The sequence below is a fragment of the Pseudomonas sp. GD03903 genome (assembly GCF_029840045.1).
Taxonomy (GTDB): Bacteria; Pseudomonadota; Gammaproteobacteria; order Pseudomonadales; family Pseudomonadaceae; genus Pseudomonas; species Pseudomonas pseudonitroreducens.
The window spans coordinates 279,855-305,400 of record NZ_JAOCBT010000001.1; the positions used below are offsets into that span (position 1 = coordinate 279,855).

Here is a 25,546-nt window from a genome sequence, read left to right on the forward strand (position 1 = left end):
TCGGCCAGCGCCGACCACCGCCCGTAGCCGCGCAGCGCCCGGCGCGCCTATAATGCCGGCCCTTCTTATAATTACGTGCAGTGTTAGCTGTGGAGCTGGTGATGGCCGAACGCAAGGCATCCGTCGCGCGCGACACCCTGGAAACCCAGATCAAGGTTTCCATCGACCTGGATGGAACGGGTAAGGCCCGCTTCGATACCGGGGTTCCCTTCCTCGAGCACATGATGGACCAGATCGCCCGCCACGGCCTGATCGACCTGGACATCGAGTGCAAGGGCGACCTGCATATCGACGACCACCATACCGTCGAAGACATCGGCATCACCCTCGGCCAGGCCTTCGCCAAGGCCATCGGCGACAAGAAAGGCATCCGTCGCTACGGCCACGCCTACGTGCCGCTGGACGAGGCGCTGTCGCGCGTGGTCATCGATTTCTCCGGGCGCCCCGGCCTGCAGATGCACGTGCCGTTTACCCGCGCCAGCGTCGGCGGCTTCGATGTGGACCTGTTCATGGAGTTCTTCCAGGGCTTCGTCAACCACGCCAACGTCACCCTGCACATCGACAACCTGCGCGGGCACAACACCCACCACCAGATCGAGACCGTGTTCAAGGCCTTCGGCCGTGCGCTGCGCATGGCCATCGAGCTAGACGAGCGCATGGCCGGCCAGATGCCGTCCACCAAAGGGTGCCTGTAATGCAGACCGTCGCCGTCATCGACTACGGCATGGGCAACCTGCACTCGGTGTCCAAGGCGCTGGAGCGCGTTGGCGCCGGGCGCGTGCTGGTGACCAGTGACGCCAACGTGATCCGCGAGGCGGACCGCGTGGTGTTCCCCGGCGTCGGCGCGATCCGCGACTGCATGGCCGAGATCAAGCGCCTGGGCTTCGACAGCCTGGTACGTGAAGTCAGTCAGGACCGTCCGTTCCTCGGCATCTGCGTCGGCATGCAGGCGCTGATGGAGCGTAGTGAAGAGAACGACGGCGTCGACTGCATCGGCTTGTTCCCCGGCCAGGTACGCTTCTTCGGCAAGGACCTGCACGAGGACGGCGAGCACCTGAAGGTGCCGCACATGGGCTGGAACGAAGTGGCGCAGGGCGTCGATCACCCGCTGTGGCACGACATCCCGAACAACGCGCGCTTCTATTTCGTGCACAGCTATTACATCGAGGCGGGCAACCCGCGCCAGGTGGTTGGCCGCGGCCACTACGGGCGTGATTTCGCCGCCGCACTGGCCGATGGCTCGCGCTTCGCCGTGCAGTTCCACCCGGAGAAGAGCCATACCCATGGCCTGCAGCTGCTGCAGAACTTCGCCGCCTGGGATGGGCGCTGGTAAGCCATGGCTCGGCAGAAGGACAAGCCTGCGATCCTCGAGCTCGATGGCGCCCAGCGCCAGAGCGCGGCGCGGGCCATCCAGCGTTTTCTCGAAGACCGCTTCGAGCTGGATGTAGGTTCCTTCGAGGCCGAGGAGGCGCTGGATTTCTTCCTGCGCGAGTTCGGCCCGCTGTTCTACAACAAGGCGATCTTCGACGTGCAATCTCACCTGAAAGACCGGTTCGAGAGCATCGAAAGCGACTTGTGGGCGCTCGAGAAGAGCTGACCCGACCCCATTCATCTTTGGATTCGAGCAGGTTCAACCCATGCTGATCATCCCCGCAATCGATCTGAAAGACGGCGCCTGCGTGCGCCTGCGCCAGGGCCTGATGGAAGACGCCACCGTCTTCTCCGACGACCCGGTATCCATGGCCGCCAAGTGGGTGGAGGGCGGCTGCCGCCGTCTGCACCTGGTGGACCTGAACGGCGCCTTCGAAGGCAAGCCGGTCAACGGTGAAGTGGTCACCGCCATCGCCAAGCGCTACCCGAACCTGCCGATCCAGATCGGCGGCGGCATCCGCTCGCTGGAAACCATTGAGCACTACGTCCGCGCCGGCGTCAGCTACGTGATCATCGGCACCAAAGCGGTCAAGCAGCCGGAGTTCGTCGCCGAAGCCTGCCGCGCCTTCCCGGGCAAGGTCATCGTCGGCCTCGACGCCAAAGACGGCTTCGTTGCCACCGACGGCTGGGCTGAAGTCAGCGAAGTGCAGGTGATCGACCTGGCCAAGCGCTTCGAAGCCGACGGCGTCTCCGCCATCGTCTACACCGACATCTCCAAGGACGGCATGATGCAGGGCTGCAACGTCGAAGCCACCGCCGCGCTGGCCAACGCCACGCGCATCCCGGTGATCGCTTCGGGCGGCATCCACAACCTGGGCGACATCCAGAAACTGCTGGACGCTCGCACGCCGGGCATCGTTGGCGCCATCACCGGCCGGGCGATCTACGAAGGCACCCTGGACGTCGCCGAAGCCCAGGCGCTGTGCGACGCCTTCAAGGGCTGATTCGAACGTAGGGTGGGTTAGCCGTGCAGCGGCGTAACCCACCGATGAGGGCATCGGGTGGCGAGACAGCATGGGTATCGCTGCGCTCCACCCATCCTACGAGAGCATTGCTATGGCACTGGCTAAACGCATCATTCCCTGCCTCGACGTGGACAACGGCCGCGTGGTGAAGGGCGTCAAGTTCGAGAACATCCGCGACGCCGGCGACCCGGTGGAAATCGCCCGCCGCTACGACGAGCAGGGCGCGGACGAGATCACCTTCCTCGACATCACCGCCAGCGTCGATGGTCGCGACACCACTCTGCACACCGTCGAGCGCATGGCCAGCCAGGTGTTCATCCCGCTGACCGTGGGCGGCGGCGTCAGGACGGTGCAGGACATCCGCAACCTGCTCAATGCCGGTGCGGACAAGGTCTCGATCAATACCGCCGCGGTGTTCACCCCGGAATTCGTCGGCGAAGCCGCCGCGCGCTTCGGCTCGCAGTGCATCGTGGTCGCCATCGACGCCAAGAAAGTGTCGGCCCCCGGCGAAACCCCGCGCTGGGAAATCTTCACCCACGGCGGTCGCAAGCCCACCGGGCTGGATGCAGTGGAGTGGGCGAAGAAGATGGAAGGCCTGGGTGCCGGTGAAATCCTCCTGACCAGCATGGATCAGGACGGTGTGAAGAGCGGCTACGACCTCGGCGTGACCCGCGCCATCAGTGAGGCTGTGGGCGTTCCGGTGATCGCTTCCGGCGGTGTCGGCAACCTGGAGCACCTGGCCGCCGGCATCATCGAAGGCAAGGCCGACGCGGTGCTTGCGGCGAGCATCTTCCACTTCGGCGAGTACAGCGTGCCGGAGGCCAAGGCCTACCTGGCCAGCCGCGGCATCGTCGTGCGCTGATCCCTTCCGGGCCGGGGATCTCCCGGCCCGATGGCTCTATCGCGAGCCTTTCTCTCCTGCGTCCGGTGGCCGCATCTCTTTCCTGCGCACGAAGCTTGCTAGCCCAAGGCTCCAGTCAAGGTAATGGCGCATCCATGTCCCATTGCCATATTCATAGGGTTTATTGGCGTCAATTCTCCGAGTAAGCTCTGCGCCTTCTCAGAAATGTCATACGCAGGAAATATCTCGATGCTGAAGCGCATTCTGCTCGCATGGCTAGGCTGCGGCCTGCTTCTGGCCAGTGCGGCAAGGGCTGAAACGGATTCTTCGGACTACAGCGTGGTGCTGCTCACCGAGAACTTCCCGCCTTACAACATGGCCATCAATGGCAAGAACTTCGCCCAGGAAGACAGCATCGACGGTATCGCCGTGGATATCGTCAAGGAAATGTTCAAGCGTGCCGGCGTGCAGTACAGCCTGACCCTGCGCTTCCCCTGGGACCGCATCTACAAGCTGGCGCTGGAGAAGCCCGGCTACGGCGTATTCGTCACCGCGCGGCTGCCCGAGCGCGAAAGCCAGTTCAAGTGGGTCGGCCCGATCGGCCCGGACGACTGGGTCCTGCTGGCCAAGGCAGACAGCCCGATCAGCCTGAACAATCTCGATGAAGCCAAGAAATACCGCGTCGGCGCCTACAAGGGCGACGCCATGGCGCAATACCTGGGCGAGCATGGCTTCGAGCCGGTGCTGGCGCTACGTGACCAGGAGAACGCCGCCAAGCTGCGCGACGGCCAGATCGACCTGTGGGCCAGCGGCGACCCAGCGGGCCGCTACCTGGCCAAGCAGGTTGGCGTCACCGGTCTGAAGACCGTGCTGCGCTTCAACAGCGATCAGCTGTTCCTCGCGCTGAACCGCGAGACCCCGGATGCCGTGGTGCAGAAGCTGCAGGCGGCGCTGGACAAGATGCGCGCTGAAGGCTTCGTCGACGACGTGCTCAACAGTTACCTGTAACACCCGAAGGCCGGCCACTCGCCGGCCTTCGTGTTTGGCGTCGACACCCCTCGGCGCCGGTTTTGCCACGGAAGGCAGACGAGCGAAGTATTCCGTCCCCTCTGCAGGGATGCCGCAAGCCCAATAACGATAACCAAGCGAGCGGTATGACCATGCTGAAAGTCCTGACCAAGACCCTGACCCTGGGTCTGTTGCTGGGGGCCGCCACGGCCCGCGCCGAGTTGCCCGCCGATTACAAGATGGTGCTGCTCACCGAGAACTTCCCGCCGTTCAACATGGCGGTGGACGACAAGAACTTCGCCCGCGACGAGGGAATCGACGGCATCAGCGCCGACATCGTCCGCGAGATGTTCAAGCGCGCCGGCATCCAGTACAGCCTGAGCCTGCGTTTCCCCTGGGATCGCCTGTACAAGCTGACCCTCGACAAGCCGGATTACGGACTGTTCTCCACCACCTACACGCCCGAGCGCGTGCCGCTGTTCAAGTGGGTCGGCCCGATCGCCAAGACCAGTTGGGTACTGCTGGCGCCGCCGGGCAGCAGCATCAAGGTCAAGGACCTGAAGGACGCCGCCAGGTACAAGCTGGGTGCCTACAAGAACGACGCCGTCAGCCAGAACCTGGAGAGCCAGGGCATTCCGGTGCTCAACGCGTTGCGCGACCAGGAAAACGTGAAGAAGCTGACCACTGGCGAGATCGACCTGTGGGCCACTACCGATCCGGTCGGTCGCTACCTGGCCAAGCAGGAAGGCGTTTCCGGTCTGCAGACCGTGCTGCGCTTCAACGAGGCGCAGCTGTACCTGGCGATCAACAAGGACACGCCGGACGAGGTGGTAGCCAAGCTGCAGAAGGCGCTGGATGAGATGCGCGCCGATGGCTTTATCGAGCAGGCGACCAATAACTACCTCTAAGGTCGGCTTATCGTTGTAGGAGCGAGCTTGCTCGCGAACCCAGCTTCCGCGGATTTCGGTGCCGGGCGCTGTTCGCGAGCAAGCTCGCTCCTACAGAAAGCCGATCCTGGCTACATCTATCGGTAAATCCCATCCCGGCCATGCCCCGCCATGGCGCGGTTGCCGCGCTCGGCGATCATCAGCGATGGCTGCACCAGCTCGAAGCCCTGGGCCTTCAGCGTCGGCAGAACACGCTTGAGCACCGCCAGGGTCGCCGGCTTCGGGTGGCCGATCATCACCACGGTTCCTTGTTTGCGCGCCAGTTGCAGGCCGCGCTGCATCTGCTGCATCACCGCAGCCTCGCTCGGGTCGTCATCGAGGAATACGTCCCGTGACAGGCTGGCGAGGCCGATCTTTTGCGCCTCGGCGGCGGCCACGGTGGCGGCGCTGGTGCGGCTGTCGAGCAGGAACAGGTGGCGCCGCTGCAGCTCCGCCGCCAGCCAGGCCATGGCCGGGCGGTCGGCGGTCATGCGGCTGCCTTCGTGGTTGTTCAGGCCTTGCACATACGGGACTTTCGCCAGCGCGGCTTGCAGGCGGCGCTCGCGCTCCTGCTGGGTCAGCTCAGGGCTCCAGGCGTAGTCACCGCCGGCCGGGTCCATCGGCATGTGCAGCATCACGGTGCGCCCACGCTGGTGCGCCTCGCGCGCAAGCTCGGCGGCGTGGGGCGTGTCGGGAATGATCGCCAGGGCGATGGCAGGGGAGATGTCGAGCACCTGGCGGTCGCGCGCCAGGTTCTGCCCGAGGTCGTCGATGACGATGCTGACCAGCGGCTTGCCGCTGTCCGGCCGGGGCGCGGCGGCCACCGGCAGGCACAGCAGCGCACCCAGGCACAGGCCGAACAGCAGCCGGGCCGGGCGCATCGGTCAGTTGTTGCCGCGGCTGACGCTGAGTCCTTTCAGCAGGCTGAGGGCTTGGCTGAGCTGGTAGTCGCCATCCTGCGGGCGATCCTCCGGCGCCTTGCCGGAGGCGGTCGGGCGATCCTGGCCGCCATTGCCGTTGGCCAGGTGGCCCTGCAGGTCGGCTTCCTTGAACCCGTCGAACTCGCTCTTCTCGCGGGTCACCTTGGCACGTTCCACCTCGATGTCCGGGGTGATGCCCTGGGCCTGGATGGAGCGGCCGTTGGGGGTGTAGTAGAGCGCGGTGGTGAGCTTCAGGGCGCGGTCGTTGTTCAGCGGCAGCACGGTCTGCACCGAACCCTTGCCGAAGCTGTCGGTGCCCATGAGGATGCCGCGCTTCTGGTCCTGCAGGGCGCCGGCGACGATCTCTGCCGCCGAGGCGCTGCCGCCGTTGATCAGCACCACCAGCGGTACGCCGTCGCTCGGGTCGGCCGGGTCGGCGGAGAAGCGCAGCTCGGAGTTGGGGATGCGGCCTTTGGTGTAGACGATCAGCCCCTTGGTGAGGAAGGCGTCGGCCACTTCCACCGCCGACTGCAGCACGCCGCCGGGGTTGTTGCGCAGGTCGAGGATCACGCCCTTGAGCTTGCCCTTGTTGTCGTTGCGCAGCTTGGACAGCGCCTTGACGGTTTCCTCGCCGGTGTTGACCTGGAACTGGGTGATGCGCAGGTAGCCGTAGCCCGGTTCGAGCAACTGGCTCTTCACGCTCTTGACCTTGATGATGGCGCGCTTGAGGGTGACGTCGAATGGCTTGCCGCCGCCGCGCACGATGGTCAGGGTGATCGGCGAGCCGGCCTTGCCGCGCATGCTGTCCACGGCCTCGTTCATCGACTGGCCCTTGGTCGGCTTGCCGTCGATCTTGACGATCAGGTCACCGGGCTGGATGCCGGCGGTGGCCGCCGGAGTGTCGTCGATCGGCGAGATCACCTTGACGAAGCCATCTTCGCTGCCGACCTCGATGCCCAGGCCGCCGAACTCGCCGCTGGTGCTTTCCTGCAACTCGGCAAACTCTTCCGGGCCGAGGTACGCCGAGTGCGGGTCGAGGTTGCTGAGCATGCCCTTGATGGCATTCTCCAGCAGCGTCTTGTCGTCCACCGGTTCGACGTAGGCTGCCTTGACCCGGTCCAGGACCTCGGCGAAGGTGCGCAGTTCGTCGAGCGGCAGCGGAGCCTCCTTGCCGTTGGCCGCAGGAGATGCGGCCGGCGCGTCGGCGGCCTGGACCGCACCGACGCCGAGCAGCAAGGCCAGGGCCAGGGTAGTGAGACGGAAAGCTTGCGACATGTTTGGCTCCTAATGCGTGTTCGCCGCTTATCCCTGCGTGCGACACCAGGTCGAAGGGTCCGCCGGGCGGCCCTGATGGCGAATGGCAAAATACACCGCCGGGGTACTCTGACCCCCGCTGGCTCCCACGGTTGCAATGGGATCGCCCGCTTTGACGGTATCGCCGGCGTCCTTCAGAAGACTCTGATTATGCCCATAAAGACTGAGGTAGCCACCACCGTGGTCGAGAATCACCAGCAGACCGGAGCCGCGCAGCCAGTCGGCGAACACCACGCGGCCGCCATGCACGGCGCGCACGGTGCTGCCGGCGGAGGCGCCGATCAGCACGCCATCCCAGGTGGCGCGGGGGTCATCGCCACGTGGGCTGCCGTAGCGCGCGAGGACGCGGCCATCCACCGGCCAGGGTAGCTTGCCCTTGGTGGCGGCGAAGGCGCCGCCAAAGCCCGCGCCGCTGGAAACCAGCGGGCCGCTGTAATCGCTACGTTTGGAGGGAGTTTCGGGCTTCTCGCCGCGTTCGGCCAGCTCGCGCTCGCGTTTGACCCGTTCACGCTCGGCGGCGAGTGCGCGCTGGCGCGCCTCCTCGGCTTCGCGGGCCTGGCGGGCAAGGGTTTCCTCGATGGTCTTGAGGACCTTGTTGAGGTCTTCCTGGCTCTGTTCGCGGTCCTTGAGCTTGCTGCTGCCGTCCTTCAGGTCGCTGTTGAGCTTGGCCAGGGTCTCCTGGCGCGCCTTGCGGGCATCGGCCAGCTCCTGGCGGCGTGCCTCGAGGGCGCTCTGCTGGGCGACCTGCTCGTCCTTCTGCGAGGTGATTTCCTGCTCGACGTTGTTCAACTGGCGCAGGGTCTCGTTGAAGGCCGAAAGTTGCTCCAGGCGCGCCTTGTTGATGTAGTCGTAGTAGGTGAGGGTGCGGCTGAATTTCTCCGGGTGCTCCTGGTTCAACAGGAGCTTGAGATATTCCTCGCGGCCGCTCTGGTAGGCGGCGCGCGCCTGGATGGCGATCAGGCGCTGCTGCTCAAGGCGTGCGCCCTGGAGTTTTTTTTTCTCGGAGTCGAGGCGCTGCAGCTCTTCCTCGTTCTTCTTCATCTCGTCCTGGATCTGCCGGATCTGCTTTTCCAGGTCGCCCATCTGGGTCTCGGTGGACTTGAGCTGCTTCTGCACCCCGGACTTCTCGTCCTGGATGTTCTTCAGGTTCTTCTTCAGCTCGTTGATGTCTTTCTGCGTCTGCTCCAGCTGACGTTGGGCGTCGGCGCGTTCGTCGGCAACGACCGCGAGCGGGCTCAGGAGGCAGATCAGCAGCAACGGAAGGAGGGCGCGAGGCATTGGGCGGCGGGGACCTGAAGTCTGGACGGCCTAGTATGCCCGTGGCGGGCATTAAAAAAAACGCCCCAGGCCGCATGGCGTGGGGCGTTTGCTCTGACCGGCGGGAGCTGGCTCACGTTCCCGCCCAATCGATACCTATTAAAGCAGGGTGACGATCGATTTCCCGGTCATCTCTTTTGGCTGTTCCAGACCCATCAGGTTCAGCAGGGTCGGGGCCACGTCGGCGAGCACGCCACCCTCGCGGATGCTCAGCTTGCGCTTGCCGACATAGACGAAGGGCACCGGCTCGCAGGTATGCGCGGTGTGCGCCTGGCCGGTCATGGCGTCTTCCATCTGCTCGACGTTGCCGTGGTCGGCGGTGATCAGGGCTTCGCCGCCGACCTTGTCCAGCGCCTCGACGATCCGACCGACGCAGGTATCCAGGCACTCGACGGCCTTCACTGCGGCCTCGAACACGCCGGTGTGGCCGACCATGTCGCCGTTGGCGTAGTTGACGATGATCACGTCGAAACGCTGGTTCTCGATGGCGTCGACGATCTTGTCGGTGACTTCCGGCGCGCTCATTTCCGGCTGCAGGTCATAGGTGGCGACCTTGGGCGAAGGGATGAGAATGCGCTCTTCGCCTTCGAACGGCTCTTCACGGCCGCCGGAGAAGAAGAAGGTCACGTGGGCGTATTTCTCGGTCTCGGCGATGCGCAGCTGGGTCTTGCCGTTCTTCGCCAGGTATTCGCCCAGGACATTGTCCAGGGACTCGGGCTTGAACGCGCTGGGTGCCGGGATGCTGGCCGCGTACTGGGTCAGCATCACGTACTCGGCCAGGTGCAGCTCGCGCTGTCGCGGGAACTCCTTGAAGCCCGGCTCGACGAAGGCACGCGAGAGCTCGCGGGCGCGGTCGGCGCGGAAGTTCATGAAGACCACGGCGTCGCCGTCTTCCACGCGCACCTGCGCGCCGATACGGGTGGCCTTGACGAATTCGTCACTCTCGCCGCGCTCGTAAGCGGCGTTCAGTGCGGCCACGGCGGAATCGGCGGTGAATTCGGCGGTGCCGTCGGTGATCAGGTTGTAGGCGGCTTCGACGCGGTCCCAGCGGTTGTCGCGGTCCATGGCGAAGTAGCGGCCGATGATGCTGGCGGTGCGGCCCTTGCCGATGCGGGCGAAGGCGTCGTCGAGCAGCTTCAGCGAGGGTTCGGCGCTCCTGGGCGGCGTGTCGCGGCCGTCGAGGAAGGCATGCAGGTAGATTTTCTCGGCGCCACGCTGGGCGGCCAGCTCGGCCATGGCGATCAGGTGGTCCTGGTGGCTGTGCACGCCGCCATCGGAGAGCAGGCCGAGGATATGCACGGCCTTGCCGGCGCTCGCTGCCTTGTCCACGGCGGCGGTCAGCACGGGGTTCTGGAAGAACTCGCCGTCGCGGATCGCCTTGGTGACGCGGGTGAAGTCCTGGTAGACGACACGGCCGGCGCCCAGGTTCATGTGACCCACCTCGGAATTGCCCATCTGGCCGTCGGGCAGGCCGACGTCCATGCCCGAACCGGAGATCAGGCCGTGCGGCTGGCTGGCCAGCAGGCGGTCCCAGTTGGGCTTCTTGGCGGCGTAGATGGCGTTGAATTCAGGGCTATCGCTATGGCCGAAGCCGTCCAGAATGATCAGGACCAGCGGTTTGCGCGTTGCAGTCATAGGTACGGCTCTTTCCGAGAATAGGGGTCAGAAAAGGACACACATTTTACCTTTTGGTGCCGACAGACGCCATGATCCCTAGGGTTCAGCCGTCAGATACGCGCGTGTATACTGGCCGGCATTTTTACGTCTGGATGTCCTGCGCATGTCTTCGTTTCTTCCTCGTCTGATCGAATTCGCCACCCACCACTACCTGCTGGTCGGTGCCCTGGTCATCCTGCTGGTGCTCCTGGCCCTGCACGAAATGCGCAAGGGCGGCCGCGCGCTGTCCACCCGCGAGCTGACCGCCATGGTCAACGCCGAACAGGCCGTGGTGCTGGATATCCGCCCGGCCAAGGAGTTCACCACCGGCCATATCGTTGGTGCGCTGAATATCCCGGCGGACAAACTGAACGCCCGCATGAGCGAGCTGGACAAACACAAGGCCAAGACCATCATCGTGGTCGACGGCATGGGCCAGCACTCGGGCACCTGGTGCAGCGTGCTGCAGAAGGCCGGCTACACCGCTGCCAAGCTCTCCGGCGGCATCGGCAGCTGGCGTGGCGATAATCTGCCCCTGGTGAAGTGAGATGCCGTCGACCTTGATCTACACCAGCGCGTGGTGCCCTTATTGCATCCGCGCCAAGGCCCTGCTGGACAAGAAGGGTGTCGCCTACGAGGAAATCTCCGTGGACGGCAAGCCTGGCGTTCGCGCCGAGATGGCCAGCAAGGCGGGCCGCACTTCGGTGCCGCAGATCTGGATCGACGGAACCCACATCGGCGGCTGCGACGATCTTTACGCGCTGGAACGCGCGGGCAAGCTGGATACGCTGCTCTCGGCGTGATCCCTCATTCTGAAACGATGCACAAGAAGGTCCCGAAATGACTGAACAAGCCAGCAACGGCGCAGCCGAACAAGACAACAACCCGCAGTTCTCGCTGCAGCGCATCTACGTACGCGACCTCTCCTTCGAGGCCCCCAAGGCTCCGGAAATCTTCCGCCAGGAGTGGCAGCCGGCCATTTCGATGGACCTCAACACCCGTCAGAAGCAGCTCGACGGTGACTTCTACGAAGTGGTCCTGACCGTTTCGGTGACCGTGAAGAACAACGAGGAAACTGCTTTCATCGTTGAAGTTCAGCAGGCCGGCATCTTCCTGATCAAGGGCCTGGACGCTTCCAGCATGAGCCACACCCTGGGTGCCTTCTGCCCGAACATCCTCTTCCCGTACGCCCGCGAAACCCTGGACAGCCTGGTTGTCCGTGGTTCGTTCCCGGCGCTGATGCTGTCCCCGGTGAACTTCGATGCGCTGTACGCGCAGGAAATCGCCCGCATGCAGGCTTCCGGCGAGATCCCGGCTCAGTAATCGCTGACGCCCGACGAGAAAGGCGCCTTCGGGCGCCTTTTTCTTTGCCTGGGATTTGGTTTGTACGAAATTCGAACAGCTGTGCGAAGGCCATGCACAGCCTGCTGTTGAGCTGTTTATCCACAGACTGTTCCAGCAATTGCTCAAGCCTGTTGTGGGTAAATCTGCGGGCTCTTTTGTAGGAGCGAGCTTGCTCGCGAAGCGCTTTTGCCGGTGGCGCTGGTGCCATGGCTGTTCGCGAGCAAGCTCGCTCCTACAGGAAGGGAATGCGGGCTGAGCGTTCAAGTTTGGTGCATGCGCACTAGCAGGGCGCAGGTGCAGCGACACTCGACGCGCCGGGAAATGCCTGGGTAACGCTGCCGTCAGCGCGTTTCAGTTATCGGGCGAAAATCGCTGAAAGCCTTATGTAGCAATGCCTGTAGAGGTTTTCCGTGTTGTGCCTCGGCTCACCGGCAAGGCTCAGGGCGGGTTTTGGCACGCCCTCTGCAATACCCCTGACAACAGCGATTTCAGGGGCCTCGGTACAGGCAGGCTGGGGAACCCCTCTTTTACATCTTGCGAGCGTGTCACCCGAAGCGGTGGCCGTCGCGGCCGGTTCGGGGGTCCTGGTACAGGCAGGCCGGGAAAGCCCCCTTTTTATGCCAGCAGGCGTGCCACGGCGCCCTGCGCACCCGTTAGGGGTCCTGGTACAGGCAGGCCGGGGAAACCCCTCTTTTTTGCCCACGCCCCTCCTCTGCGGAGCGGCGTCTCCCGCTTCGGGGCCCCGGACCAGGCAGGCCGGGAAAACCCCGCTTTTATTCGGGCCGCGCGCTGATGTTCAGTCGCCACCGGCCCTGGACTTCGCTGCTATCCCAGGTGCCTTGCAGGCGCCGGGTCGACAGTAGCGTCAGCACAACACCGTTATCCTGTGGCTGCAGTTTCCAGCGCGCCGGTGCATCGCCGATGCGCATCTGGCCCTGTTGCGCCTTGCCGCTGGCGTCGATCTGCAATGCCAGTGCGCCGTCCAGATGCCCGGCGCGGACAGCAGGCTGCGCATCCAGAATGAGTACCAGGCCATTCTCCGAAGGCTCTATCCCGAGAATTTGCGCTGGCCCCTCGTGCGCGGGATTGACCAGCCGGCCGATCATCAAACCCAGCAGCAGGCCGAGCACGCACAGTGAAAGCATGACCTTGAGCCACGGCCTGGGCCGCATTTGCTCCTGCGCGGAGGTAGAATGCCCGCCGTTCTCAGGCTCGGAGCGCTGCATGTTCCACGTAATCCTTTTTCAACCGGAAATCCCCCCCAACACCGGCAACATTATCAGGCTGTGCGCCAACGCGGGCGCAAGCCTGCACCTGATCGAGCCGCTGGGCTTCGAGCTGGACGACAAACGCCTGCGCCGCGCCGGCCTGGACTACCACGAGTACGCCAGCGTGCGCCGCTACGCGAGCCTCGAGGAATGCCTGCAGCAGCTCGGCCAACCGCGCCTGTTCGCCTTTACCACCAAGGGCTCGCAGCCATTCCATGAGGTGGCCTATGAGCGCGGCGACGCCTTCCTGTTCGGCCCGGAAAGTCGCGGCCTGCCGGAGGAGGTGCGTGATGCCCTGCCGCCGGAGCAGCGTGTGCGCCTGCCGATGCGTCCGGGCTGCCGCAGCCTGAACCTGTCCAATACCGTTGCCGTAACCGTCTATGAAGCCTGGCGTCAGCACGGCTTCGCCATGGATTGAGCGTTTTTTGTACGGCTCGCGCAAACCCGCGTGGGCTATGAAGCGCAGCGGCTTGCCCCAAGCTTATCCACAGGCGGGCGCACAGCCGATGTGGGCAACCGACAAATTCCTGCACAGAAACCGAGCAAACCCCCAGACCGCGCATGCTCTGGGCTGTAGCACGTTCCTTCCCCGTTCCGTGCACAGTGTTATCCACAGGTTCTGGGGATGGATGTTGCCGGGAAGTGACCGCGCCTTGCTGACGCTGATCGCGGACGGAGTCCGCTCCTACACCTGACCCCGAGCGTAGGAGCGGACTCTGTCCGCGATTGGCCAAAGCCGGCACGGTGCTCACGGTGATGCAAGAAAAAAGGGCCTTCCGGCCCCTTTTTAATCGCAGGACCTCAGTCGTCGCCGTCCTCGTCCGGGCCGTCGATCTTCATGCCCAGCTCCTTGATCTTGCGGGTCAGGGTATTGCGACCCCAGCCCAGCAGTACCGCGGCATCGCGACGGCGGCCGGCGGTGTGCTTGAGTGCAGTCTCGATCATGATCCGCTCGAAGGCCGGCACGGCGGTGTCCAGCAGGTTCGACTGCCCGCGTCCCAGCGCCTGGTCCGCCCAATGGCGCAGGGCCTGTTCCCAGTTGGCGGCGGGCACGCTGTCCTGCGGCTGGGTCATCAGCTCCGGCGGCAGGTCGTCGATGTGCACTTCGCGGCCGGACGCCATGACGGTGATCCAGCGGCAGGTGTTCTCCAACTGGCGCACGTTGCCCGGCCAACCGAGGTTCTTCAGGTATTCCTCGGTTTCCGGCTTGAGCAGCTTGGGCTCGACCGCCAGTTCCTGCGCCGCGCGGGAAAGGAAGTGCCGGGCCAGGGCAGGGATGTCTTCGCGACGGTCGGCCAGGCGGGGGATATGCACGCGGATGACGTTCAGGCGGTGGAACAGGTCTTCGCGGAATTTGCCCTCGCGCACCAGGTTTTCCAGGTTCTGGTGAGTCGCGGCAATGATCCGCACGTCCACCTTCACCGGCGTGTGGCCGCCCACGCGGTAGAACTCGCCGTCGGCCAGCACCCGCAGCAGGCGGGTCTGAGTGTCCGCTGGCATGTCGCCGATCTCGTCGAGGAACAGCGAGCCGCCGTCAGCCTGCTCGAAACGCCCGCGGCGCTGGTTGGCCGCGCCGGTGAAAGCGCCTTTCTCGTGGCCGAACAGCTCGGACTCCATCAGGTCCTTGGGAATCGCCGCCATGTTCAGTGCGATGAACGGCGAAGCCGCGCGCGGGCTGTGGCGGTGCAGGGCGTGGGCAACCAGCTCCTTGCCGGTACCCGATTCGCCGTTGATCAGCACGGTGATGTTGGAGTGGGAGAGGCGGCCGATGGCGCGGAACACCTCCTGCATCGCCGGCGCCTCGCCAATGATTTCCGGGGTGCGTGTCTGGTTGGCCGGCGCTTCCAGCCCCTGCTGTTCCTGGGCGTGCTGGTTGGCGCGCTTGACCAGGGACACGGCCTCGTCGACGTCGAATGGCTTGGGCAGGTATTCGAAGGCGCCGCCCTGGTAAGAGGCCACGGCGCTGTCCAGGTCCGAGTGCGCGGTCATGATGATCACCGGCAGGCGCGGGTGCACCTCGCGGATCTGCGCCAGCAGGTCCAGGCCACTGGCGCCGGGCATGCGGATGTCGGAGATGATCACGTCCGGCTGCTGCCGGCCCAGGCGGCTCATCACGCTGTCGGCGCTGTCGAAGCTGACAGTGGTCATGCCTTCCTGCTGCAGGGCTTTTTCCAGTACCCAGCGGATGGAGCGGTCGTCGTCGACGATCCAGACGGTCTCTGATCGGCTCATGGTCAATGCACTCCTTGGTCCAGGGGCAGGAACAGACTGAATACGGTGTGGCCTGGATGGCTGTCGCATTCGATCAAGCCCTGGTGCTGGCTGATGATGTTCTGGGTGATGGCGAGGCCCAGGCCGGTGCCGTCGGCACGGCCGCTGACCATGGGATAGAAGATGGTGTCCTGCAGTTCGCTCGGGATGCCCGGGCCGTTGTCGATAATCTCCACCTTGCACACCAGGCGGTGGCGCGTATGGCCGATGGTGAACTGGCGCAGGGTACGGGTGCGCAGGGTGATGCGGCCCAGCTTGAGTTCATTTTGCGCGGCGATCGCCTGCATGGCGTTGCGCACGATGTTGAGCACCGCCTGGATCATCTGCTCGCGGTCGATCAGCAGGTCGGGGATGCTCGGGTCGTAGTCGCGTACCAGCGGGATGCTGCCCTGGGTCTCGGCCTCCACCAGGCTGCAGACGCGCTCCAGCACTTCGTGGACGTTGGTCACCGACAGTTGCGGCAGCTTGTTGGAGCCGAGCATGCGGTCCACCAGGTTACGCAGGCGGTCGGCTTCTTCGATGATGACGTTGGTGTAGTCCTTCAACGATTCGTCCGGCAGCTCGCGGGAGAGCAGTTGCGCCGCACCGCGAATGCCGCCGAGCGGGTTCTTGATCTCGTGGGCCAGGCCGCGCACCAGTAGCTTGGTGGTTTCCTGCTTGGACAGCTGCGCCTCCTCCTTGGTGATCCGCAGCAGTCGGTCGCGCGGGTGGACCTCCAGCAGCAGCAGGGTGTTGCGGCGGTCGAGGATCGGCGTCACCGCGTAGTCCACGGTGATGGTCTGGCCGGTCAGCGAGGTCAGCGTCGCTTCGCGCTTGGTGAACGGGTGTGCCTCCTCCACCGCCTGGCGCAGCGACTGCAGCGCTTCGGGGGACTCGGTGAACAGCTCGCTGATGAACTGCCCGTGGCTGCGCTGGCCACTGACCGCCAGCAGCATCTCCGCCGCCGGGTTCATGTACTCCAGGCGCAGCTCGGCATTGAGCAGGATCACCGCCGTGGTGAGGTTGTCGAGCAACAGGCGGAGCTGGGTTTCTGTAGGCATGGCGTAAGAGATGTCCCAAGACTGTGCGGGAAAATGCAAAAAACAAACCAGGCCCTGAAAAGACGCGTATTTCGGCCGGTTGCGCTGATTTGCGGTGCGCACGAGGCTGATCCGGTCAGGGGGAATGACCCGAAATGGGGAGAGTATAGAAAGTGGTGCAGGCATATGCACCGTAATGGTGCATTTGTGCCTGGCCGTACGCCGGGTCAGCGGCCGGCGGCGGTTAGCGCTTGGGAGGCGTCGAGGTCGGCCGAGTCGGCCACCGAAACGCGGAACATGTGGAAGGGCTGGCTGGGTGTCTGCTCGATGGTGCGGCCGAGGGTGTCGACGATCTCCACCGACAGCAGGTGGGTGCCACGCTCGATGTTGTCCAGCGGGAATACCGGGCTGCGGCCGGGCTCGCCGACGGGTTTGCCATCGAGCAGCAGGCGGTAGAGGTGGCCGGGCAGCAGGGCCGGGTCGCTGGTGGCGGAAACGATCAGTGCGCCGTCATTGGCGCGTACGGTGGCATCGGGCTCCGGCACGATGATGCGCAGCAACTGGTAGGCCGGAGGCCCCGGCGGCAGGGCCGGGGTGGCCGGCGCATAGAGCGGCGGCGGCATGCGCACGCCATGCGGCGATTTCTGTGGATCGTTGCGCGGGGTCATGTCGAGCTTTTGCGCGTTGCCGCGCGGCGGCTGGTCGGTGAAGACGCGATTGCCGTCCTTGTCGATGTAGGTGTAGACCTCGGCGCTGGCCGACAGGCAGGTCAGTGCCGACAACAGGAGCGCCAGTGAGAGAGTCAGTAGATTACGCATCGTCAGCCGCCCGTCGTGGGGTGAACCCTGGGGCGCTGCGGGCTGTTGGTGCTGATGCGCTGCAGGGTGAAGCTCACCGGTGCACTGGCCTGGATCACGCGGCTACCTTGCAGGACCTGGACTGCCAGGGTGTGCTCGCCACGGTCGAGGTTCTGCACGCCGATACCGGTGCTGCTGGTCGGGTCGCCATAGGGCTGGCCGTCGAGCACCAGCTGCAGCTGATGGTCCGGCGCCAGGGCTGGCTGCACGACGACGTTGACGATAAAGGTGCCGTTGTTCTGGCGTAGCGATTCGTCATCGGGCAGGTTGCTCAGCGCGAGAATCGCGTAGGCCTTGGCGGCCTGATTCTGCGTGCCGCTGGTGGCGGGGGCGGCGGCCGGTTGCTGCGGGCCGACGGTATTGGTCGGCGGCAACTCCACGGGCTTGGCATCGACATTGGTCGGCGGCTGGTTGGTGAACACGGTTTTGCCGTTGGCGTCGGTGTATTTGTAGATCTGCGCGCTGGCTGGCAATGCGGCGGCGAGCAGCAGGGCGGTGAGGATCAGGCGCATGACGAATCTCCGGATAGTCCTGCCAAGCCTTGCACTGCCGACGGCAGCTGGCAAGTTGCCTATTGTCTTTCAGCAGGGCGCCGTGCGTTGTGCGCTGCTGCTCGTGCGGGGACCTTTCCTGTGCAGGACGGGTCCGAGCCTGGCGCCAGCGTCTGTATGATGCGGGCGAGTGTGATTTTCCATCGTGGTGGGGTATGCCTGTGAGTCTGATTCGTTACCTGCTTCGTCAGTGGCTGCTGCTGTGCTGCCTGGGCCTCGGCTTGTCCGTCGCCGGGCCTGCGCTGGCGGCGCTTCCCGGGCCGCTGGCCGGGGTGACGGGCAGTGGCGAGAGCAAGGTCAGCGACGCCCAGCTGGAGCAATCGCTGAACCAGGTGATCAAGACCCTGGAGAACGATCAGCAGCGGGCCGACCTGCTGAAGAAGCTCAAGCAATTGCGCGACGCGACGCAGAAGGGGGCGGAGGAGCAGGGCGGCGTCCTGGGGCTGATCGGCGACACCCTGGGCAGCCTCGAGAAACAGTTCGAAGGGGCCAACAGCCCGATGGTGCGCTGGGCCGACCTGTTCCAGGGCGCCGGCTACGAGCTGGATGCGCGCACGCCGTCGCTGGCCGAGTGGCCCGGAATGATCCTCGACTTCGCCCTGGTCATCCTTATCTGGGCCTGCGTCGCCCTCGGTCTGCGCTGGATCGCCGGGCGCATGCGCAAGCGTTTTGGCCTGGAGGACGAACTGCCGCAGCACCCCAAGACCCGCGACCTGCTGCTGTTCGCCCTGCGCAAGCTGGGGCCCTGGCTGGTCGCCTTCCTGATCACCGTCTACCTGTCCGTCGTGCTGCCCAGCTCGCTGGGCAAGCTGGTGGCGATGGTGATCGCCTATACCCTGGTGTGCGGCACGCTGTTCTCCGCCCTGTGCGTGATCTCCCTGTCGTTGCTCAGCGGCCCGCACCGCATGCGTGCGCTGGACATCCTGAGGCGTCGCGCCTTCCGCCCGCTCTGGCTGATCGGCAGCCTCGCCGCGCTGGGCGAAGTGATGCACGACCCGCGCGTCATCGAGAGCCTGGGGCAGAACATCTCGCTGTTCGTCGGCTCCGTGGCGAACATCTGCGCGGCGCTGCTCACCGCGCTGTTCGTCCTGCAGTTCCGCCGGCCGATCGCCCACCTGATCCGCAACCAGCCGCTTGAACGCCGCTTGAAGCGCCGGGGCTTGAGCGATCTGGTGGAGCTGATCGGCTCGATCTGGTTCCTGCCGGTGCTGGTGCTGGTGGGCATCTCGCTGTTCGCCACCATCGTCACCGCCGGCGACAGCAGCTACGCCTTGCGTCGTGCCCTGGTCTGCGCCGCCGTGGCGGTGGTGGCAATGACCGTCAACGGCCTGATCCGCCGCGCGCACCAGCGCTCGGCCCGGCGGGGGGCGCGGCGTCACGCGCCGTATATCGAACAGTTGCAGAGCTTCGGCTATACGCTGCTGCACATCGCCAGCCTGCTGTTCTTCCTGGAGATCGGCCTGCGCGTCTGGGGCATGTCGCTGATCCGCTTCGCCGAAGGCGACGGCTCGCAGATCAGCCTCAAGCTGTTCAGCTTCGGCACCACCCTGCTGGTCGCCTGGCTGGTCTGGATTCTCACCGACACTGCCGTGCAGCACAGTCTCGGCCTGGGCGGCAAGAAGAGCGCCAACGCCCGTGCGCTGACCATGCTGCCGCTGATCCGCAACGTGCTGTTCGTGACCATTGCGGTGATCGCGCTGATCGTCGCCCTGGCCAACATGGGCATGAACGTCACGCCGCTGCTCGCCGGTGCCGGTGTGATCGGCCTGGCCATCGGTTTCGGCGCGCAGTCGCTGGTGGCCGATTTGATCACCGGCCTGTTCATCATCATCGAGGACTCGCTGTCGATCGACGACTACGTCGATGTGGGCGGCCACCTTGGCACGGTGGAGGGCCTGACCATCCGCACAGTGCGTCTGCGCGACCTCGACGGCGTGGTGCACACCATTCCGTTCAGCGAGATCAAGAGCATCAAGAACTACTCGCGGCAGTTCGGCTACGCCATGTTCCGCTGGCCGGTGCCGGCCAGCATGCCGATCGACGATGCGCTGGCGCTGGTCAAGGAAGTCTCCGGCGAGCTGCGCACCGACCGCACGATCAACCGCGCCATCTGGTCGCCGCTGGAAATCCAGGGTATCGAAAGCTTCGACGCCGGCCAGGCGATCCTGCGTTTCCGCTTCAAGACGGCGCCGATCCGCCAGTGGGAAGTGCAGCGCGCGTTCAACCTGCGCCTGCGGCAGAAGCTCGACAAGGCCGGCCTGGAACTGTCGATGCCGCGCCTGAACGTGCAGCTCTCACGCATGCGCAAGTCGCGCCGCGAGGACGACGAGGAGCACGGCGTGCCGGCGGACGGTGGGATCTGAAACCGGCCTTCCTGTAGGAGCGAGCTTGCTCGCGAATGAGTTATCCGCTGGCTCCGGTGCTGTGCGATTCGCGAGCAAGCTCGCTCCTACAGGCACAGGCACAGGCACAGGCACAGGCACAGGCACAGGCACAGGCACAGGCACAGGCACAGGCACAGGCACAGGCACAGGCACAGGCACAGGCGCCAGCGGTTTCTCCAGCCCATAAAAAAGGCCTCCCGAAGGAGGCCTTAATGCTGTCGCTATTTATAGGTATTCGTGGATCAGACGCTGTAGTACAGGTCGTATTCCAGCGGGTGCACGAAGGTGCGCACCTTGATTTCTTCTTCCGACTTCAGCTCGATGTAGGCATCGATGAACTCGTCGGTGAACACGCCGCCCTTGGTCAGGAACGCACGGCCCTTGTCGAGTTCTTCCAGCGCCTCTTTCAGGCTGCCGCAAACCTGCGGGATTTCCTTCGCCTCTTCCGGCGGCAGGTCGTACAGGTTCTTGTCGGCGGCATCGCCGGGGTGGATCTTGTTCTGGATGCCGTCCAGGCCCGCCATCAGCAGCGCGGCGAAGCACAGGTAGGGGTTGGCAGCCGGGTCCGGGAAGCGCGCTTCGATGCGGCGGGCTTTCGGGCTGGAAACGTACGGGATACGGATCGAGGCGGAACGGTTACGGGCCGAGTAGGCCAGCATGACCGGAGCTTCGAAGCCCGGAACCAGACGCTTGTAGGAGTTGGTCGCCGGGTTGGTGAAGCCGTTCAGCGCCTTGCCGTGCTTGATGATGCCGCCGATGAAGTACAGGGCGGTGTCGGACAGTCCGGCATAACCTTCGCCAGCGAAGGTGTTCTTGCCATCCTTGGAGATGGACATGTGCACGTGCATACCCGAGCCGTTGTCGCCGTACAGCGGCTTCGGCATGAAGGTCACGGTCTTGCCGTAGGCGTCGGCAACGTTGTGCACGCAGTACTTCAGGGTCTGGACTTCGTCAGCCTTGGCAACGAGGGTGTTGAACTTCACACCGATCTCGTTCTGGCCAGCGGTGGCCACTTCGTGGTGGTGAACTTCCACGACCAGGCCCATTTCTTCCAGGGCGTTGCACATGGCGGTACGGATTTCGTGGTCGTGGTCGACCGGCGGTACCGGGAAGTAGCCGCCTTTCACGCCCGGACGGTGACCCTTGTTGCCGGTCTCGATGTCGGCGTCGGTATTCCAGGAAGCCTGCTCGGAGAAGATCTTGAACATCGAGCCGGAGATGTCGGACTTGAACTTCACTTCGTCGAAGATGAAGAACTCCGGCTCCGGACCAACGAATACGGTGTCACCGATACCGGTGGACTTCAGGTATTCCTCGGCGCGCTTGGCGATGTTGCGCGGGTCGCGCTCGTAGCCTTGCATGGTGCTCGGCTCGATGATGTCGCAAACGATGATCAGGGTCGGCTCTTCGGTGAACGGGTCGAGCACGGCGGTGCTGTCGTCCGGGAGCAGGATCATGTCGGAGGCTTCGATGCCCTTCCAGCCTTCGATGGAGGAACCATCGAACATCTTGCCGGCTTCGAAGAACTCGTCGTCCAGCGCGTCGCGGGCGGGCATGGTGACGTGCTGCTGCTTGCCTTTGGTATCGGTGAAGCGCAGGTCAACCCACTTCACGTCATGATCTTTGATCAGTTGTTGCGACTTGTACGACATGCTGTCCTCCAGGAGGGATTAGAGCTGGGAGCTTTTTTGTGCCCCAGTATCGGGTGATGCCGGCCGGAATACTCCGCCAGGGCAACCTGCCTCACAAGAGAGCAAGTTGCGTGCCAGTGCCCGTAAATGGGCAGAAGCCCAGAAATCACGGGCTGTGGCGAGTGTTACGGAGAATTGCGCGATAATAGTGCACCGCTTTGGTGCTCTATCATGGTGCATGAGTCCATTTTGGTGCACCAAAAAGAAAGTCTCCGATTTCTGCTCAAGTCTTGAGCAATTTCGGATATAATTCCGCCCCTTTTTTTCAGTCCCATGGCAATCGCCCGATTCGCATGAAACTCATCGTCAAGGTCTTCCAGGAAATCACCATCAAGAGCCGGCCGGTGCGCAAGCGCTTCATCCGCCAGCTGGCGAAGAACATTCGCACGGTGCTCCGCGACCTCGACCCCGAGCTGCTGGTCGAAGGCGAGTGGGACAACCTCGAGGTCGAGACCAGGGTCACTGACGCCAAGGTCCTGCGCGAGATGATCGAGCGCCTGACCTGCACGCCGGGCATCGGCCATTTCCTCGAAGTGCACGAATATCCGCTGGGCGACTTCGACGACATCCTCGAGAAGTGCAAGGCGCACTTCGGCGACAAGCTGCCGGGCAAGGTCTTCTCCATGCGCTGCAAGCGCGCCGGCAAGCACCCCTTCACCTCTATAGATGTGGAGCGTTACGTCGGCGGCGGCCTGCGCCAGCATTGCGGCGCGGCGGGCGTCTCGCTGAAGAACCCGGAAGTGGAAGTGCGCGTGGAAATCCGCCATGACCGCCTCTACGTGATCCACGCCCAGCACGATGGCCTCGGCGGCTACCCGCTGGGTGCGCTGGAACAGGTGCTGGTGCTGATGTCCGGCGGCTTCGACTCCACCGTGGCGGCCTACCAGATGATGCGCCGCGGCATGATCAGCCACTTCGTGTTCTTCAACCTCGGCGGCCGTGCCCACGAACTGGGTGTGATGGAAGTCGCGCACTACCTGTGGAAGAAGTACGGCAGCTCCCAGCGCGTGCTGTTCGTCAGCGTGCCCTTCGAGGAAGTGGTCGGCGAGATTCTCACCAAGGTCGACGACAGCTACATGGGCGTGACCCTGAAGCGCATGATGCTGCGCGCCGCCAGCCGCGTGGCCGAGCGCCTGGAGATCGACGCTCTGGTGACCGGCGAGGCGATCTCCCAGGTTTCCAGCCAGACGCTGCCGAACCTCTCGGTGATCGACCGGGTGACCGATACCCTGGTCCTTCGCCCGCTGATCGTCAGCCACAAGCAGGACATCATCGACACCGCGACGCAGATCGGCACTGCCGAGTTCGCCAAGCACATGCCCGAGTACTGCGGCGTGATCTCGGTGAACCCGACCACCCAGGCCAAGCCGCACCGCGTCGATTACGAAGAAACCAAGTTCGACATGGCCGTGCTCGACCGCGCCCTGGAGCGCTCCACCCAGATGACAGTCGATCGGGTGATCGACGAACTGGGCAAGGACCTCTCGGTGGAAATGGTCGATGAAGTGCTGGCCGGCCAGATCGTCGTGGACATCCGTCACCCGGATGCCCAGGAAGATGAACCGCTGGCCATCGAGGGCATCGAAGTCCTGTCCATGCCGTTCTATGCGATCAACAGCAAATTCAAGGAACTGGACCCCAACCGCCAGTACCTCCTGTATTGCGACAAGGGCGTGATGAGTCGCCTGCACGCCCACCACCTGGTCAATGAAGGGCACACCAATGTGCGGGTCTATCGACCCGAGCCGCAGGCAGCAGGCGGCAAGCTGCAAGAGAAGAGCTAGCCTGCATGATCCTGTGCCGCATTAGCCGAAACGCAACCTGGCTTAGGCATCCTCCAGACGCCTGGGCCTGAACCGGAATTTCGCCTGCCTGCCGCCTGCGGCTTGCAGCCTGAAGCTTTATTTACTGAGACTGACACTGTGATCGAAAAACTGCGCAACATCGCCATCATCGCCCACGTCGACCATGGCAAGACCACCCTCGTAGACAAGCTCCTGCGCCTGTCCGGCACCCTCGACCGCAAAGAAGCGGAAAACGAGCGCGTGATGGACTCCAACGACCAGGAAAAAGAGCGTGGCATTACCATTCTGGCGAAGAACACCGCGCTGAAATGGAACGACTACAGCATCAACATCGTCGACACCCCCGGCCACGCCGACTTCGGCGGCGAGGTTGAGCGCGTGATGTCGATGGTCGACTCCGTACTGCTGGTGGTCGACGCCCAGGACGGTCCCATGCCGCAGACCCGCTTCGTGACCCAGAAGGCTTTCAAGGCCGGCCTGCGTCCGATCGTCGTGGTGAACAAGATCGACCGTCCGGGCGCGCGTCCTGACTGGGTCATCGACCAGATCTTCGACCTGTTCGACAACCTCGGCGCCACCGACGAGCAGCTGGACTTCCCGATCGTCTACGCCAGTGCCCTGAACGGCATCGCCGGCATGGACCACGAGAAGATGGACGACAACATGGACGCGCTGTTCCAGGCGATCATCGACCACGTCCCGGCGCCGAAAGTCGACGTCGACGGCCCGTTCCAGATGCAGATCTCCCAGCTGGACTACAACAGCTTCCTCGGCGTGATCGGCATTGGCCGTATCGCCCGCGGCAAGGTCAAGACCAACACCCCGGTCGTGGCCATCAGCGACGACGGCACCAAGCGCAACGGCCGTATCCTGAAGATCATGGACCACTCCGGCCTGCAGCGCATCGAAGTCGCCGAAGCTGAAGCCGGCGACATCGTCTGCGTTTCCGGCATGGACGAGCTGTACATCTCCGACACCCTGTGCGACCCGCAGAACGTCGAAGCGCGCCCGCCGCTGACCGTCGACCAGCCGACCGTGAGCATGACCTTCCAGGTCAACGACTCGCCGTTCGCCGGCAAGGAAGGCAAGTTCGTCACCAGCCGCAACATCAAGGACCGTCTGGACAAGGAACTGCTGCACAACGTGGCCCTGCGCGTCGAGCAAGGCGACAGCCCGGAGAAGTTCAAGGTCTCCGGCCGTGGCGAACTGCACCTCTCGGTGCTGATCGAAACCATGCGCCGTGAAGGCTTCGAACTGGCCGTCGGTCGTCCGGAAGTGGTCATCATCGAGACCGCCGAAGGCGAGAAGCAGGAGCCTTACGAGAACGTCACCATCGACATCGAAGAGCAGCACCAGGGCTCGGTGATGGAGCAGATGGGCCTGCGCAAGGGCGATCTGACCAACATGATCCCCGACGGCAAGGGCCGCGTGCGCCTGGAATACACCATCCCGGCGCGTGGCCTGATCGGCTTCCGTAACAACTTCCTGACCCTGACCTCGGGCACCGGCATCCTGACCTCGACCTTCAGCCACTACGGCCCGATCAAGGCCGGCGAAGTGACCAACCGTCAGAACGGCGTACTGGTCTCCATGGCCACCGGCACCGCGCTGACCTACTCGCTGGAAACCCTGCAGAGCCGCGGCAAGCTGTTCCTCGGCCCAGGCGACGAGATCTACGAAGGCCAGCTGGCCGGCATCAACAGCCGTGACAACGACCTGGTGATCAACCCCACCAAAGGCAAGAAGCTCGACAACATGCGCGCTTCGGGCAAGGACGAAGTCATCGCCCTGGTTCCGCCGATCCGCTTCACCCTGGAGCAGGCGCTGGAATTCATCGCTGATGACGAGCTGGTGGAAGTGACGCCGAAGTCGATCCGTCTGCGCAAGAAAATGCTGAACGAGAACGACCGCAAGCGCTACGAGCGCGCCAAGGTCTAAGTCGACCAGCAGTACGAGAAAGCCGGGCTTATGCCCGGCT

At 64.2% G+C, this 25,546-nt stretch carries 24 protein-coding genes; 14 read left to right on the forward strand and 10 right to left on the reverse strand.

The annotated features are described in order from the left end of the window. The first annotated feature begins 101 nt into the window (after positions 1-101). The 7 genes from hisB to N5C91_RS01305 all read left to right on the forward strand — a co-directional run bounded on the left by hisB (position 102) and on the right by N5C91_RS01305 (position 5,153). Positions 102-695 carry an imidazoleglycerol-phosphate dehydratase HisB gene (hisB, locus tag N5C91_RS01275; protein WP_015479330.1) on the forward strand — a complete coding sequence of 198 codons (594 nt, stop codon included), beginning with the start codon at positions 102-104 and terminating at the stop codon, positions 693-695. Then, positions 695-1,333 carry an imidazole glycerol phosphate synthase subunit HisH gene (gene hisH, locus N5C91_RS01280; RefSeq protein WP_024762242.1) on the forward strand — a complete coding sequence of 213 codons (639 nt, stop codon included), beginning with the start codon at positions 695-697 and terminating at the stop codon, positions 1,331-1,333. The genes hisB and hisH overlap by 1 nt, the downstream gene beginning before the upstream one ends. Positions 1,334-1,336: 3 nt before the next feature. Further along, the gene (locus N5C91_RS01285) at positions 1,337-1,597 is read left to right on the forward strand and encodes a DUF2164 domain-containing protein (RefSeq protein WP_045215778.1); all 261 of its coding nucleotides are present in this window, start codon (positions 1,337-1,339) and stop codon (positions 1,595-1,597) included. A 40-nt stretch (positions 1,598-1,637) separates the two neighbouring features. After that, positions 1,638-2,375 carry a 1-(5-phosphoribosyl)-5-[(5-phosphoribosylamino)methylideneamino]imidazole-4-carboxamide isomerase gene (gene hisA / locus N5C91_RS01290; RefSeq protein ID WP_236171139.1) on the forward strand — a complete coding sequence of 246 codons (738 nt, stop codon included), beginning with the start codon at positions 1,638-1,640 and terminating at the stop codon, positions 2,373-2,375. Between the two features lie 112 nt (positions 2,376-2,487). Further along, the gene (gene hisF / locus N5C91_RS01295; protein WP_024762245.1) at positions 2,488-3,258 is read left to right on the forward strand and encodes an imidazole glycerol phosphate synthase subunit HisF; all 771 of its coding nucleotides are present in this window, start codon (positions 2,488-2,490) and stop codon (positions 3,256-3,258) included. A 228-nt stretch (positions 3,259-3,486) separates the two neighbouring features. Then, a complete protein-coding gene (locus N5C91_RS01300; RefSeq protein ID WP_236199148.1) occupies positions 3,487-4,245 on the forward strand; it encodes an ABC transporter substrate-binding protein in 759 nt (252 codons plus the stop codon). Between the two features lie 152 nt (positions 4,246-4,397). After that, entirely contained in the window at positions 4,398-5,153 is a 756-nt protein-coding gene (locus tag N5C91_RS01305; protein WP_236171434.1) for an ABC transporter substrate-binding protein, read from the forward strand. A 116-nt stretch (positions 5,154-5,269) separates the two neighbouring features. Here the strand turns inward: N5C91_RS01305 and N5C91_RS01310 are convergent, their stop codons facing one another. The 4 genes from N5C91_RS01310 to gpmI all read right to left on the reverse strand — a co-directional run bounded on the left by N5C91_RS01310 (position 5,270) and on the right by gpmI (position 10,357). Continuing rightward, the gene (locus tag N5C91_RS01310; RefSeq protein ID WP_279827155.1) at positions 5,270-6,052 is read right to left on the reverse strand and encodes a divergent polysaccharide deacetylase family protein; all 783 of its coding nucleotides are present in this window, start codon (positions 6,050-6,052) and stop codon (positions 5,270-5,272) included. 3 nt (positions 6,053-6,055) lie between these two features. After that, positions 6,056-7,366 (reverse strand): S41 family peptidase, encoded by a 1,311-nt coding sequence (locus N5C91_RS01315; RefSeq protein ID WP_236171142.1) that lies wholly within the window; start codon positions 7,364-7,366, stop codon positions 6,056-6,058. A gap of 27 nt (positions 7,367-7,393) precedes the next feature. After that, on the reverse strand, positions 7,394-8,683 hold the full coding sequence (locus tag N5C91_RS01320) for a murein hydrolase activator EnvC (RefSeq protein ID WP_236199146.1): 1,290 nt from the start codon (positions 8,681-8,683) through the stop codon (positions 7,394-7,396). 138 nt (positions 8,684-8,821) lie between these two features. Beyond that, positions 8,822-10,357: a 2,3-bisphosphoglycerate-independent phosphoglycerate mutase gene (gene gpmI, locus N5C91_RS01325; RefSeq protein ID WP_236199145.1), complete on the reverse strand. Its 1,536-nt coding sequence runs from the start codon at positions 10,355-10,357 to the stop codon at positions 8,822-8,824. A gap of 145 nt (positions 10,358-10,502) precedes the next feature. Between gpmI and N5C91_RS01330 the strand changes: the two genes are divergently transcribed. Genes N5C91_RS01330 through secB form a run of 3 tightly spaced genes read left to right on the forward strand, consistent with a single transcriptional unit; the run spans position 10,503 to position 11,701 of the window. Then, a complete protein-coding gene (locus N5C91_RS01330; protein ID WP_236171145.1) occupies positions 10,503-10,925 on the forward strand; it encodes a rhodanese-like domain-containing protein in 423 nt (140 codons plus the stop codon). A gap of 1 nt (position 10,926) precedes the next feature. Then, on the forward strand, positions 10,927-11,181 hold the full coding sequence (gene grxC, locus N5C91_RS01335; RefSeq protein WP_024762249.1) for a glutaredoxin 3: 255 nt from the start codon (positions 10,927-10,929) through the stop codon (positions 11,179-11,181). Between the two features lie 37 nt (positions 11,182-11,218). Beyond that, entirely contained in the window at positions 11,219-11,701 is a 483-nt protein-coding gene (secB, locus tag N5C91_RS01340) for a protein-export chaperone SecB (protein ID WP_024762250.1), read from the forward strand. A gap of 794 nt (positions 11,702-12,495) precedes the next feature. Here secB and N5C91_RS01345 read toward each other — a convergent pair. Continuing rightward, entirely contained in the window at positions 12,496-12,948 is a 453-nt protein-coding gene (locus tag N5C91_RS01345) for a hypothetical protein (RefSeq protein ID WP_279827164.1), read from the reverse strand. Here N5C91_RS01345 and trmL point away from each other — a divergent pair. Next, a complete protein-coding gene (trmL, locus tag N5C91_RS01350) occupies positions 12,947-13,408 on the forward strand; it encodes a tRNA (uridine(34)/cytosine(34)/5-carboxymethylaminomethyluridine(34)-2'-O)-methyltransferase TrmL (protein ID WP_236171147.1) in 462 nt (153 codons plus the stop codon). The genes N5C91_RS01345 and trmL overlap by 2 nt on opposite strands. A 383-nt stretch (positions 13,409-13,791) precedes the next feature. Here trmL and ntrC read toward each other — a convergent pair whose 3' ends face one another. The 4 genes from ntrC to N5C91_RS01370 all read right to left on the reverse strand — a co-directional run bounded on the left by ntrC (position 13,792) and on the right by N5C91_RS01370 (position 17,649). After that, positions 13,792-15,222 carry a two-component system response regulator NtrC gene (gene ntrC, locus N5C91_RS01355; RefSeq protein WP_279827167.1) on the reverse strand — a complete coding sequence of 477 codons (1,431 nt, stop codon included), beginning with the start codon at positions 15,220-15,222 and terminating at the stop codon, positions 13,792-13,794. A gap of 2 nt (positions 15,223-15,224) precedes the next feature. Next, positions 15,225-16,301 (reverse strand): nitrogen regulation protein NR(II), encoded by a 1,077-nt coding sequence (gene glnL / locus N5C91_RS01360; protein ID WP_236171149.1) that lies wholly within the window; start codon positions 16,299-16,301, stop codon positions 15,225-15,227. A 206-nt stretch (positions 16,302-16,507) separates the two neighbouring features. Continuing rightward, a complete protein-coding gene (locus N5C91_RS01365) occupies positions 16,508-17,098 on the reverse strand; it encodes a DUF4124 domain-containing protein (protein ID WP_236171150.1) in 591 nt (196 codons plus the stop codon). Between the two features lie 2 nt (positions 17,099-17,100). Then, positions 17,101-17,649 (reverse strand): DUF4124 domain-containing protein, encoded by a 549-nt coding sequence (locus tag N5C91_RS01370; RefSeq protein WP_236171151.1) that lies wholly within the window; start codon positions 17,647-17,649, stop codon positions 17,101-17,103. Between the two features lie 194 nt (positions 17,650-17,843). On the opposite strand from N5C91_RS01370, the gene N5C91_RS01375 reads away from it, so the two are divergent. Beyond that, a complete protein-coding gene (locus N5C91_RS01375; RefSeq protein ID WP_236171152.1) occupies positions 17,844-20,051 on the forward strand; it encodes a mechanosensitive ion channel domain-containing protein in 2,208 nt (735 codons plus the stop codon). 263 nt (positions 20,052-20,314) lie between these two features. Here the strand turns inward: N5C91_RS01375 and glnA are convergent, their stop codons facing one another. Beyond that, positions 20,315-21,724, reverse strand: a complete 1,410-nt coding sequence (gene glnA, locus N5C91_RS01380; RefSeq protein ID WP_017517179.1) for a glutamate--ammonia ligase — start codon at positions 21,722-21,724, stop codon at positions 20,315-20,317. A 332-nt stretch (positions 21,725-22,056) separates the two neighbouring features. Between glnA and thiI the strand changes: the two genes are divergently transcribed. After that, entirely contained in the window at positions 22,057-23,547 is a 1,491-nt protein-coding gene (gene thiI / locus N5C91_RS01385; RefSeq protein WP_279827174.1) for a tRNA uracil 4-sulfurtransferase ThiI, read from the forward strand. A gap of 138 nt (positions 23,548-23,685) precedes the next feature. After that, positions 23,686-25,506, forward strand: coding sequence for a translational GTPase TypA (typA, locus tag N5C91_RS01390; RefSeq protein WP_279827176.1), 1,821 nt, complete (start codon positions 23,686-23,688; stop codon positions 25,504-25,506). Positions 25,507-25,546: the final 40 nt, after the last annotated feature.